At 65.3% G+C, this 12,774-nt stretch carries 10 protein-coding genes; 1 reads left to right on the top strand and 9 read right to left on the bottom strand.

What is annotated here, in order from left to right; all coding sequences use genetic code 11:
* Positions 1-27: 27 nt before the first annotated feature.
* The gene (locus tag O7608_RS06755) at positions 28-402 is read right to left on the bottom strand and encodes a DoxX family protein (RefSeq protein WP_289209147.1); all 375 of its coding nucleotides are present in this window, start codon (positions 400-402) and stop codon (positions 28-30) included.
* A 117-nt stretch (positions 403-519) separates the two neighbouring features.
* On the opposite strand from O7608_RS06755, the gene O7608_RS06750 reads away from it, so the two are divergent.
* A complete protein-coding gene (locus O7608_RS06750) occupies positions 520-1,005 on the top strand; it encodes a MarR family winged helix-turn-helix transcriptional regulator (RefSeq protein ID WP_282224202.1) in 486 nt (161 codons plus the stop codon).
* A 102-nt stretch (positions 1,006-1,107) separates the two neighbouring features.
* Here O7608_RS06750 and O7608_RS06745 read toward each other — a convergent pair whose 3' ends face one another.
* From O7608_RS06745 to O7608_RS32115, 8 genes are all read right to left on the bottom strand, one after another.
* The gene (locus O7608_RS06745; protein WP_289209146.1) at positions 1,108-2,349 is read right to left on the bottom strand and encodes a LamG domain-containing protein; all 1,242 of its coding nucleotides are present in this window, start codon (positions 2,347-2,349) and stop codon (positions 1,108-1,110) included.
* A gap of 1,024 nt (positions 2,350-3,373) precedes the next feature.
* Positions 3,374-3,676 (bottom strand): DUF4265 domain-containing protein, encoded by a 303-nt coding sequence (locus tag O7608_RS06740; protein WP_289209145.1) that lies wholly within the window; start codon positions 3,674-3,676, stop codon positions 3,374-3,376.
* Between the two features lie 265 nt (positions 3,677-3,941).
* A complete protein-coding gene (locus O7608_RS06735) occupies positions 3,942-4,574 on the bottom strand; it encodes a hypothetical protein (RefSeq protein ID WP_289209144.1) in 633 nt (210 codons plus the stop codon).
* A 149-nt stretch (positions 4,575-4,723) separates the two neighbouring features.
* Positions 4,724-5,290: a transposase gene (locus O7608_RS06730; protein WP_289210768.1), complete on the bottom strand. Its 567-nt coding sequence runs from the start codon at positions 5,288-5,290 to the stop codon at positions 4,724-4,726.
* 20 nt (positions 5,291-5,310) lie between these two features.
* Positions 5,311-5,802 carry a winged helix-turn-helix domain-containing protein gene (locus O7608_RS06725; RefSeq protein WP_289208595.1) on the bottom strand — a complete coding sequence of 164 codons (492 nt, stop codon included), beginning with the start codon at positions 5,800-5,802 and terminating at the stop codon, positions 5,311-5,313.
* 91 nt (positions 5,803-5,893) lie between these two features.
* Positions 5,894-7,822 carry a polymorphic toxin-type HINT domain-containing protein gene (locus tag O7608_RS06720; RefSeq protein ID WP_289209143.1) on the bottom strand — a complete coding sequence of 643 codons (1,929 nt, stop codon included), beginning with the start codon at positions 7,820-7,822 and terminating at the stop codon, positions 5,894-5,896.
* A 470-nt stretch (positions 7,823-8,292) separates the two neighbouring features.
* Positions 8,293-9,054, bottom strand: coding sequence for a transposase family protein (locus tag O7608_RS06715; protein WP_289209142.1), 762 nt, complete (start codon positions 9,052-9,054; stop codon positions 8,293-8,295).
* Between the two features lie 91 nt (positions 9,055-9,145).
* Entirely contained in the window at positions 9,146-11,977 is a 2,832-nt protein-coding gene (locus O7608_RS32115) for an RHS repeat domain-containing protein (protein WP_502959180.1), read from the bottom strand.
* Between the last annotated feature and the right edge of the window lie 797 nt (positions 11,978-12,774).

Raw genomic sequence — 12,774 nt, 5'->3', positions numbered from 1 at the left:
GTCAGGTCTCCCCAGGTAGGTGGCGGGTCAGAAGGCGTACGGGCCGAAGCGGCCCCAGGCGACGACGGCGGCCATGGCCAGGAGGACCAGGTTGGGCACGATCGCCGGATACTCCTTGCGCTGGATGTGCACGATCGCGGCGCCGATCATCATCGCGACCAGGCCGAGAGCGGCCAGCGGGACGAAGATCGGGGCGATGCCGGTGACCGCCGGCAGGATCAGGCCGATCGCGGCGAGGATCTCCAGTGCGCCGATGGTCCGTACCAGGCCCAGGGGGAAGTCGGCGGCGAAGCCCATGCCCTTCTCGACGAGTTTCTCCCTCGGCTGGCTGACCTTCATCAGCCCGGCGCCGAGGAACGCTGCGGCGAGCAGGCCGGCGAGCACCCACAGAACGATGTTCATATCTGTCTCCGATGTCGTCACACTTTAAGCTTGAAGCGAGGCTAGCCCGCAATGACTTCAAGCGTCAAGTGACGCAGCTCTCGTGATCACTTGACGCTTGAAGCTAGACTCGACGACATGGCCACCCCGACCGAGCAGCCGCACTGGCTCGACAAGGAGGAACTGGAGACCTGGTTCGCCCTCGTCGGCGTACTGGCCAGGCTGCCGGGCGCCCTCGACCGGCAACTGCAGCGCGACGCCGGGATCAGCCACTTCGAGTACCAGGTGATGGCCGCGCTGTCCGAGACACCCGAGCGCACCATGCGGATGAGCCGGCTCGCCATGATCGCCGACGGATCGCTGTCCCGGCTGTCACAGGTCGTCACCCGGCTGGAGAAACGCGGCTGGGTCAGCCGCGCACCGGACCCGACCGACGGCCGCTACACCCTCGCGACGCTCACCGACGCCGGGTGGGACAAGCTGGTCGCCACCGCGCCCGGACACGTCGCCGAGGTACGCCGCCTCGTCTTCGACCCGATCACCAAGGCCCAGTCCCGGCAGTTGCGCGACATCGGCCGACGCATCACCACCACCATCGACCCCGACGACTCCTGCCTGCGCTGAGCGCGGCCCGCGCTGTGCACTGAGCACTGAGCGCGGACCGCCCCGTGCACTGAGCGCGGCCCGCGCCCTGTCCCGGGTACGCAGGCCGCGCTCAGCGAACGGTCACCCGATCGGGCCACCCGCCATCCCTGCCATCTCGGCGATCATCATCTCGTCGGCGGCCCCCGCATACACCCGGACCTCGTCGACGACGCCCGTGAGGTACTGGCCGAAGCTCCCGTTGTGCAACGCCCGGCCCACCTGCAGGCCGCCGTCCGCCCGCCAACCGGCCGTGTACGCAGCAGTGCCCGTCGCGGAGAGCTGACCGTCGACGTAGAGCCGCACCTCGTGGCGCACCGAGTCGTAGACCACCGCCAGGTGCTGCCCGACGGAATCCGCTGCCGGGTACGTCCAGTCGTCGTGCACGACTGTCGTCGCCGGGTCGATGGTGTCCTGATGTGGCAGGACCAGCTCCCACCGGTTCGACGCGGCGCTGCAGCGGATGACGAAGCCGCTGGCGGTGACGCCGGCCTGGGACAGCACCGCCTGGTCGGTGGCACCGCAGCCCGGTACGGTCAGCCGCACCCGTACACCGATGGTGAAGCTGCGATCGGTCACCGCGATCGGCCCGTCGGTCTCGGCCCAGTCGTCGACTCCGTCGAGCACCAGATGCCCGTCGCCGACCAGCGGAGACTCAGCGAACGGGTCCTCGTCCAGGTCCGGGGCGTACAGGTGCGAGTCGCCGTGCAACCGCAGGTCCACACCGACGCCGTATTCCGGGCTGTTGCCGTCGGTGGCCTCGTCCAACGGCCAGTAGCCGAGCGAGGTCGGCGGCCGGGCCGACAGCTCCCGCACCTCGTGGGAGACCAGTACGCGATCGAAGACCGCGACGTCGGCGAGGTCCCCGGCCCAGCCTGCTGTGTAGCCGCTGCCGGTGACAGCGCGACCGATCTGCACCGCGCCCTGCGACGCCCACACCGACTGACGCAGCGCCACCGGCTGTTCGTCACCGTGGACGTACAACGTCATCGTCGTCAGCTCCGGGTCGTACGCGGCAGCCAGGTGGGTCCACTCGCCGAGTACGACCGGCGCGGTGCTGGTCACCGACCACACCGACGGTGCGGGCGAGTCCGATGCGGCGATCTCGAACGCCCAGCGGCCGCTGTCGGCGTCGAAGCCGAGGGTGAAGCCGGGAGCATCGGAGCCGTCCTGACTGACCGCGACCCGGTCGACCGAGTCGCGGTCAGCCGCACCCAGACGCTGGCACCGAACCCGGTCGACGTGTCGATCAGGCCGGAACTGCTGGTCGCCAGATAGCTGGTGGCCGCGTCGCCGGTGAGCCGGGCCGCCCGGCCGAGCTGGCACTGCGCGCCCAGGTCGGCGCACTCCGACCCGGGTACGCCGAACGTGACGCCGCTGCCGGCAGCCGCCGGGTGGGTGCCGCGCGCGGCCGCCGCCGACGTGGCACCGGCCGGGTCGTCGAGCGGCCACTCGCCGGCGGCGAGCCGGGTCGGTACGGAGAACAGGCAGGATGCGATCGGCGAACGCCACCCGTCGGCGTCGACCGCCTGCACGGTGACGAGGTTCGGCCCGTCACCGTCCGGCATCCAGCGCACCGACACTGGCGCGCCAACGCTCGCCGGCACCAGGACGTTGTCCGGCAACGGGGTGGTACCGAAGCCGTACAGGTACTTGACGACCTGAGGGGACGGCGAGTGGAAGGTGAAGGTGCCGTAGACGCCGATCGCCCCGCGATGCTCGAAGTCCTGGGCGCAGGCGCTGGTGTGCTCGTCGGCGTCGAGCGGCAGGTACTCCGGCGAGTCGATGTCCGGCGCGATCGGCGCGGCGACGTTGCTCGACGTCGCAGTGTCGTGCCCGGTCGGGCCGGCCACCGCCGGAGCTGCGGCGACGGCGTGGACGCCGAGCACCATCGCGATCAGCACCGCCAGCTGCTGCAGCCCGCGCGCGGGCGCGCAAGGGTCTACTGTCATTCGGTCCTCCCCCGTGCCAGACCTCGAAGTCGAGTGGATCGCTACCCTACGAAACGATCGCATCACTGTCAATAGATAACTGCTACGGCTACTTCGACCGACATCTTCACCTACAGCGGCATGACAGCCTACCCGACCAAGCACACCTACGCTGACAGCCCAAACGCCATGAACTGAATGGTATTTCCTCACGACCTTCCGCCAACTAAGGGAACGCGGGGAGCTGTGCCTGATGAAGTGTTGAGATGGAGCTTTCTTGGACACCAATCAAGCCCTCATCCTTCAGCCGGATCAGTCTTGGCCTAAGAATCGAATAGTCGATCGTCGGAGCGATGTCTACGGCGACGTAGTCTTTAGCACCGATCTCCCATGGACATTCAAACTCAGTCAGCAATCGTTCAGCCTGCAGCTTTCCCTCCGCTTCCTTTGAACAGCAAGCGCACTGTCGAGTTACCAGATTCCTCGACCAGCTTATCGAAAACGATCTCCCGACGCTCGCCGTCTGGACGCACGAGAATGATGTCCCCATACGAGATACCCCGAATGTAGAAGGGAGTGTTCTGGACCCGAAGATGGAGCTTGACCTGGGTTTTTGCAGCCCACAGCCGCTCGGTCTTGAACGGAGCCCATGAGCCATCCTCAGGTGGGAGGTCAAATGCGACCCGAAACCTCTTCTCCCCCGAGTCGACACGTTCAGTCATTCTTAATCCAAGAGCTCTCGGAGTTCATCATCCCATTGCTCCACCGTGATCGAATCTGAATCCTTCCGGACCAACCGACCACAAGGAATAATGCAATTCTACGAATGAGTTGTGCCGTCGCACTCCACCAGGACGGCTACGATCTCGACGTCATAGCGCTAGCTTCAATCAAGTCTGCGATCTGGAATCCAAAGCCAGGGCCTCCTCGGCACCAATAGACCCAAGTTCCGGATCACCAACTTCAAATGAATACCACTTGGACAAATTAGCACCCATACCGCATTCTAAAATTATTTATGAAGGTTTCAATTTGCTCAACAACGAAAGGCGGCTCCTTGCGAATAAGACTTTCGAGTTTTCGAACATCCTCCGACGCCGATCTCAGATCACCACACTCGGCATCTATGACGGCCAAGCGACCTAAGTCAAAATGTGTGCTCGCCTTCTTTGTCCGAATCTCACGAGCGACATCGCGAATATCTTCGTATGCCTCCAGGTAAGGAACCGCATGCGCATCCAGATCCGACTTGACCAAGTCGACAACCATGTCGATTCTGTCGCCGGGAAGCACAACCCAGCGCGGAAGCAGGCCTCCTTCGCGCCCTTCTGCATCGAATAGGTCGGCCAGGGTTGCGCCAACGAGCCAGCCGCCGTCAGAAAGTCCGTAGAGCTCACCGATTAGGGGTGAAATTTGGTCATGGCGGATTCCAACAGAAGGATTTAAGGAAAGGCCATATTCTCTAACTGAAAGATCGAACCCTACCAGGAAGCTCAGACCACCGCACTTCCGCATCTCAAAAACAATATACTCTTCGTCGCCGAAAGATGCCTCGACCCAGCCCGATTGAGCGAGCATTTGGCCGACGCCACGCTTAAACGCTTCCACTAGGATCCGCATGCAGGACACTTCCAGATATCAAACTGGACACCCATTGTCACCCTTGCCCCCTTGGGTATGCCGTGCGCCGACAATTTAGTCGTATCTACAACCGCACCAGTCGACTCCAGCTCAGGATACAGCGGTTGAATAGCTGGGGTCTGTAGTTGTCATGGTGGTTCCGGTTCGAGTGTGAGTCCGGTCTGGGCGAGGAAGCCGGGTATCAGCTCTGGCCGGTACTGGATGCGTTTGAGCCGGTTGCGGATGACCGCGGCGAGGTGGTCCACGCCGTCGACGGCGAGGTTGCCCAGGCCGGCTTTCACTGTCGACCACAGACTCTCGACGGGGTTGAGGTCCGGGGCGTACGCGGGTAGCTGGACCACGGTCAGCCACCGGTGACGGGCGGCGGTCAGGCGACGCATCGTGGTGCTGGTGTGGGTGTTGACCCCGTCCCAGATCAGGATGATCGGGGCGTGGAGTTGGTGGTGCGCGGCGGTGATCAGGGCGGCGTAGTCGTCCTCGGAGAGGCTGCGGCGTTCACCGGTGCGGTTGCGGTGCACACGGAGCCGGTAGAAGACGTGGCCGCGCCGGCCGGGTTTGAGGCAGACCAGGCCGGCGATGGAGACCCGGCCTGAGCCCTTGGCGTTGACCCGCACGACGGGTGTGTGTCCTCTGCGGGCCCAGGTGGTGGCCCGGGGTGGTCGCAGGGTCTGTCCGGCCTCGTCCTCGAAGACGATCCACGCCCCGGTCGCCGCCGCTAGCCTCGTACCTTGGCCCAGGTCGTGGCCCGCCAGGCGGCGATGGCGTCGGCGTCGCGTTGGACTGCCCGGTGCTTCGGGACCTGCGGGGTGTAGCCGATGCGGTGCAGCAGGTAGGACACCCCGCGCAGGGTGTAGGAGGTGTGGAACAGCCGGCCGATGAGCGTGGCGACCCGGGCGAGGGTCCAGCGTTGGTCCTCGCTCCAGCCGTGTTCGGCTGGTCCGAGGTCGAGCTCGGCGCGTAGTCGCAGGAGCTGGTCGGGTGCGAGCCGGCAGGTGGTTCCGCCGGGTCCGGTCGAGGCGAGGGCGGTCATCCCGCCGGTCTGCCAGCGGCGCCGCCACTGGTAGGCCGATTTCGTCGATACCCGCAGCCGGGCTGCGACCTCGGTCGCGGGGACACCGGCGGCGAACATCCGCGCCGCCTGCATCCGTATCTCTTCCCGCTTGGCCCGCCCGCCGGCGGACAGACCACCACTATCGGCGTACCTCATACCTCCGGCATAGACCGGCCGTCATCGATGGTCACGCCGACACGCCGCCTGTGATCAACCAGACCCGAACCGCCCAACAGACCCCGGCTATTCAACCGCTGTAGCCGGTCTGCTGTGCCGGACTAATTGTAGCGCCTCGACCCGTCTTGGCCTCCACAGCAACCCATGCCCCACTCTTGTCTTTGCCAACGAAGTCGGCGATAAAGACATCGCCGTTCCCATTCAAGAACCGAACTTGGCTCTCAATGTTCGTGAATCCATCCGCCAACATCCTACGGTAACTCGCGGCCTCACCCATTGCACCGTGAGGCAGCCCATTCACTGGGCAGGCCCCGACACTTGTATTGTGGACGAGGACCGGAGTCTCACCGGTGAGTACATGATAGGTGTGGATGTCGTCGATGGTGAGGTTGTGGACCGTACGGGTCTCGGACCACTGACGTACGGCGGTGACCTGGACCCACGTACCGGCGGAGGTTCGCAGCCACTGCCCGGCCGCCAACTCGGCGGCGTCGAGCCACTCGCCCACCTCCGGCACCCAGAACGGATGACCGTCGGTCGCGACCAGCACCCCCTCGGCGTCCCCCCGGTCACCGTCGGTGTCGACCGTGATCTCGACAAGATCCTTGACCCCGTGCCCGACGATCGTGGCGACCACCGCCTTCGCCGCCGTCTCACCAGACTCCGGATCAGACGCCACCACCAGATCCCCGACCTCGAGATCCTCGATCGGCTTCGACGAACCATCAGCCAGCAACACCAACGTGCCCGGCACGAAACTGTTGCAACCAGGCGCCGCCGCCTCAGCACCGTCCAGCTTCCTCCGGCTGGAGAAAAACGTACCGACCGCGTCCTTGAGCTTCCCGCCCAGGTTCCACAACCGGTCCCCGAGCTCCTTCAACTTCCACGGCTTCAACCCATACCGCGCCAACAACTTCCCCGCCGCACCACCCACCGCCGTCAACACCACGTTCAACGCCGTCATCGCACAAGCACCCAGGTCACCGTTGATGAAACAATCCACCGCATCGGTGATCCCCAACTCGTCCATCAAAATCTGGCCGAGCTCCTTCGCCACCGCGACAACGACCTGCTTCGCCTCCTCCACATCCCGACGCGCCTGCACCACCTCCGGCGGCACCGGCGGCCGCGACGGCCGCGGCACCACCGTCCACCGGTTCGACGACATCGAGTACACCAACTGCTCACCACGCGACTGCCAGTACGCGTCCTCCTCCGCACCACCACCCGTCGCCAACGGCCGCAAACCATCCGGATCCGTAAACGACACCGGCGAATTGTTCCCATACGCGTACCCGTGCATCTGCTGTGGATCACCCACATCAATAATCGGATCCACCGAAATGAACCGACCAGTCTGCGGGTCATACTCCCGCGCACCCAGATGCGTCAACCCCGTCGACACATCCTCCGTACCACCAACGAAGCCCTTCTCACCCAACCACTGACCGGTCCCCGGCTGGATACCCCGCGCAGTGCCGAACGGCGCCATCCGACGATGCCTGATCTGCCCCGTCGCCCCGTCCACCGCAGCCTGCCCGGACCCGTGATGATCCGCCGCCTGCACCTGCACACCAGCGACCGTCCGCACCACGGTCAGCTGACCACCGACCGGGTAGTACCGCGTTCCATCGACCACCGAATTGGAGCGGTTCAGCTTCAACTCCATGTTCGGCAGATACACCGTGATCGAATCCGGATCCTTCCGGACCAACCGACCGCCATCGGCGTCGTACACGAAACTGGTGGTCTTCCCGTCCTCGGTCACCGACTCCAGCCGGCCCTCGGCGTTCCAGACCAGGTCCTGCTCCTCACCGACCCGGACCCGCTTCGTCGTATTGCCCGCCGCGTCGTACTCGTACGAGTACAACCGGTCACCGGCCGAGGTCTCCTCGACCACCTGCGACAACGTGTGCGGCTGCGCCTGACCCGGCTGCGGATACGAATACGTCCGCTCCACCTCGTCCGCCCCGCCAGCGGCGTGGATCGTCTCGCTCAACCGGTTACCGGCCAGGTCGTACTCGTACGAATGGTGGTACGGCGCCGGACCGCCCACCCCACTGGTGCCCGGACCACCCGCACACGGATCACTCGCGGTCGTCGCCGTGCTCCACGCCCGCGTCATCCGCCGCAGGTAGTCGTACTGGAAACACTGGATGTCCCGCACACCGGAGCCCGGCCGATCGGCGATCGACAGCACGTTACCGGCAGCGTCGTACTCGTAGTGCTGGTCGATGTCGCTGGTCGGCGTTGCTGGGTTGTCGCCCGGGAACGCCTGTCGGCTCAGAGTCGAGCGGGTAAGCCGTTTAGTGCCCTTCTCGTACTCGTAAGCGCCCCAGACCAGGCGGCTACCAGCGCTGACCCGCGCGCGCAGCAGCTCACCGGTCGGAGCGTAATCGGCACCGCCCAGATACGCCTGGTATCCGACGACCTGCGTAAGTCTCTGCAGATTGTCGTAGTTGTAGAGGTCTATTCACAGGCGATCCTGTAGAAGTGCAGCCCGATGGCACAGGAGATCGTTTCTGTGAAGGTCGCGAGCGGTCTGCGGTAGTCGGTGTGCAGGATTCTCCAGGTCTTCAGATTCGCGATGACCTGTTCGACGACCCAGCGGATCTTGTTGACCTGCCTGTTGTATTCCTTCTGCCACTCTGTGAGCTCGCCGCCCTTGGGCTTCTTGTACGGGGTGATCATGCCGTTGCCGACGTATCCCTTGTCGCCGATCCAGCCTGCAGGATTCAGGCTGACGAGAACACCGGTGTCGTTGATCGCGTACGAGTCGTGGTGGTTGCCGGTGACGGGATCGGAGACCCAGACGAGCGCGCCGTCGAGGGTGCAGGCGACCTGGACGCTCATGCCCGTGGTCTTGTGCTTGCCGGAGTACAGACAGCGGTCCGTGCGCCATGACCAGCAGGGGAACAGGGTGCCGCCGACGATGTACTGGACGGTCGGGTCGAGCTCGTCGGCGGTCGGCACGAACCCCGCCAGCACGCGGTCGAGGACCGGGGTGATGGCGGTGACCGCCCGTGAGATCGTCGACTGGGAGACGCCGTGCGCCTCGGCGATCTCCGCTTGGACGCGGTTGCGCCGCATGTAGGTCAACGTGACCACGAGGGCGCGGTAGAGGCCGAGGATCGGTGGCCACGGTTCCATGCCCAGGTTCCGGCATTCGGCGCGGACCAGCACGCAGAGGTCGCGGATCTGATCGGTCGTGAAGCCGGTGGTATGATACATGTTCGGCGGTCCGCTTTTCTTTGGTTGTTGTGTGGTAACTCCATCCTATGGGAGGGCGGGCCGTCTCATTTATCAGGGGGTCCACTGTGGGCTATCGAGGCCCTGCTGAATAAGCCTCGTAGGTGATACTTTCGCCGGGAAGTCCACCTTTTTCTGGGAATCCCGTAGTTGCGACGGTGCCATCAGGATTGTATTCAGTGGTAAAGGAAACCGTGCCACCCAGGTCGGAATGCGTGTCGGCAGCTGGAATAGAGTAGTTTACCTGCTTTACGCGGTAGAAATCGTCTCGGCTGAGGTAGATTGTGTGGTACTTGTGTCCGCCAGCGACGATGCGGGTGGCGACGTAGAGCTGTCCCTTCGCGACGGAGTCGTATGCCCATTCGGCCAGCTTGGTGCCAGTCTCGACCGAGCCCTGGTAGGTGCCGGTCTTGCGGCCGAGCACATCGTAGGTGTGGCTCAGTGTGACACCACGGCCGTCCGTGGTCGAGGTCAGCTGGTCGTAGTCGTTGTAGGTGAAGGTGCTGGTCCCGCTGTCCGGGTCGACCGCTTCGATCTTGCGGCCCCGCTGGTCGTACTCGTAGGTCCACACGTTGCCGGCCGGGTCGGTAACGCTGGCCTGCTGGCCGGCCGGGGTGTAGGTGTAAGTGGTGCGGTCTGAGCTGCCACTCGGCCCGGCACCGTGGTACTGCTGTAGCTCGACGACCTGCCCACGGGCGTCGGTGATGGTGGTGGTCGGGGTACCGCCCGTCGGCGGGTCGACATGCACCCGGTCCCCGCCGTACGTGGTGACGGTCCGCCACTTCTCCTGGCCGGCGACCTGAGTGATGGTGTGCTCGACTCGGTCGAGGTCGTCGTACTCGTACACCGTCTGCAGGTCGACGTCGCCGTTGACCGTCTTCAACAGTGTTGCTGACGGGGCACCGGCGGCGTGGAACTTGTCGTTGAACTTCGCCACCTTGCCGGTGGCGGTGTAGAAGGTCTCCGAGACGAGCCGTCCACCGTCCGGTCCAGGGACCTGGATCTGTCGGGGGCGAAGGAATCCGTCGTAGATGGTGTACTCGGGAGTCACCCAGTTTCCGGCGTTGTCACGCCGCTCGGTCTTCACCGAGACCGGCGCGTTGTCCTGGTTCCGGTAGGTGTATTGAATGCGTGGGCTATTCGGGTAAGTCGTTCTTGGACGGTGTGGCAGCCAGACCCGGACGGCACGACCGAGCTTGTCGTACTCGACGTCGGTGCGCTTGCCGTTCCAGTCGATCTGGGTGACCGGCTGCCCCCACGCTGGGTGGTAGTCGGTGGTCGCGATGAACCGGGTGTCGGCGGTGCCGACCCGGATCTGCGGCCCGGTCTCCATCTTGCGGGTGGTCAACCCGTTGGTCTCGGTGTAGGCGATGTTGGTGACCGCGCCGGAGCCGTCCTGGGCCGTCAGCGGCCGACCGTAATCGTCGAAGGTGCCTTCGCCGACGGTGACATAGCTGGCGGCGGAGCCGGTGTGGCTGCCGAGCTTCTCGATCCGGGTGGCGTTGCCCTTGGTCGGCGTTGCCCCGTACACCTGGCCGTCGTACGAGGTCCGGTTGTCGGTCAGCAGTTGGGTGGCTCGGTTCGGGTTGGCGACCGAGCAGGCGACCGAGCCGGTCTCCTCCCGGGCGACCAGGGTCCGCAGCCGCAGGTTGTGGTTGTCGGCGTAGGTGGTCCGGGTGCACCGGTCGTCGGCGGGCGTGCTGACGTCGCCGAGATCCTCGACCTGGGTGACCCGGCCGACCGGGTCGGTGTAGCTGCCCGACGCCGGGTCGTAGGTGGTGACCGATTTGGTTTCCCGCCAACCGCCGGCGGCCAGGGCCGTGAAGCCTCGGCTGACCTGCGGTTTGACGAAGAACGCCCGGTCGGTGCCGCCCGGCCGGGTGTGACTGGCGGTCTCGTACCGCCACGGGCTGGTCACCGACTTGCTGCTGACCTGGGAGCCGTCGTAGACGGCGGTCTCGATCTCGAAGCCGGCGAGTTCGTCGTGGTCGGTGTAGGAGGTGCCGACCGAATCGGTACGGGTGACCGTGCGGGTGCCACCGGCCGGGTGCTTGTCGCCGTGCATGCCGCGCAGGTAGGTGTGCTCGGTGCGGGTGGTGAAGGTGACACCGTTGCCGCGGCGGACCCGGACCTTCTCGTAGCCGCGCCACTGGTTCCAGGTGAGGAACTTGGTGTCACCGATGCCGTCCGGATCGGAGTGCCGCCAGGCCGCGTCACCCAGGTACTCGTAGCTGGTCACCATGTCCGGAGCCAGGGCGGTGCCGGGCTCGACGTTCGTCCGGTCGGATTCGCTCACCGACTTGACGACATATTTGTGGAACCAGTCGGTGATCGGGTTCGCCTCGCCGCCGGGCGACCACTTAACCGGATAGCAGCGGCGGGTGCTGTTGCCGGCGGTCGGCAACGAGTTCGCCGAGCAGTCCGGGGTTTCGTACGTGACGTCGACCTGACCGCCGGAGTCGGTGTAGACGGTGATGAGTCGGGGCCGGATCAGCGGGGCGATGTTGTCGTTGGGGATGTCGATCCGGTTGGCCAGTTGCAGTGCGCCAAGCTCGACCGATGGCACGGTCAACGGCGTGCCGCCACCGTACCGGCCCTGGTGGTCGATCTTGTGCAGCCACAGTGAGCGGCTGCCGTCGGAGTTGTTGGTGAACAGGTGGGTCAGGTTCCACGAGTCGACCGGCGTCCAACCACTGGCGGTACGGATCTCGGTGGTGATCTGGCTGACCCGCTTACGGGTCCAGAAGCTGGGCGACGACTGGCTGACCGTGCAGTTGGTGCCTGCGGCGCAGTTGCGGTCCCACGGCACGTCCGGCCAGGCGTTCGCGGTGGTGTTGTTGAGCTGGCCCGGTGCGCAGGTGATGCTGCCATCCGGGATGCACCGTTCGGCGTCGGTGAAGGCCACCCGGGCCGCCGCCGGGCTGGAGTAGACGGCGTTGTGCCGCTGGCCGTAGTCGATCCGCTTGAGCCAGCCACCCGGTGGTACGCGGTGCCGTTGACGCTGGTCTGCGCCCGCAGGGCGTAGTGGTTCGTCTCCCGCTCGTAGAAGTACGAGGTGACGTTGCCGTGCCGGTCCTTGACGTAGTCGAGGTTCCATCGCCACGCCTGGTGGCACCAGGCGTTCGCCAGGGTGGCGTTGTAACACGGTTCGTTGACGTCGTCGCCGAAGACCGGCACCGTCCACACCGAGTTGGTCTCCGCGTTGCCGGACGCCCAGCCGTACAGCCGGTTGAGCCCGAAGTAGTGCTCGGTGCCGTCGATCGTGGTGACCTTCCAGAACTCACCATCGTTGTCACCGTTGACGGCACCGTCGACCGGGCCGTCGGACCGTTCGATCTTCGACCCGTCGTCGTTGGCGAACCGCCAGGTGTCTCCGGTACGCACCAGGGTGCTGGACCGGCCGTTGAGCATCAGGACGGCGTTGTCGAACGCCCAGCACAGGTCGCCCATGCCGTCGCGGCCGTCGTCGAGGCAGGTGTTGTAGCGGCGTTCCACGTACCCGGGCTCGTAGCTGAAGCCCTCGCCCAGCCAGGAGCCCTGGTTGTTGGTGGTTGCGGTCCGCCCGTCGGTGGCCTGCGAGTTGTAGCCGAGCACCACCGACGGGGCCAGCCCGCCCGGCACCGGCGGCACCCGCATCGGGTACGACCAGTTGAACGCACCCGACGACGGCGACACGTTCCACTTCGACGACGGCGCGAACTC

It is taken from the genome of Solwaraspora sp. WMMA2056, assembly GCF_030345095.1.
In the GTDB taxonomy this organism is placed as follows: domain Bacteria; phylum Actinomycetota; class Actinomycetes; order Mycobacteriales; family Micromonosporaceae; genus Micromonospora_E.
Note: the sequence above shows the minus strand (reverse complement) of the source record. Positions and strands in the feature narration are given on the sequence as shown.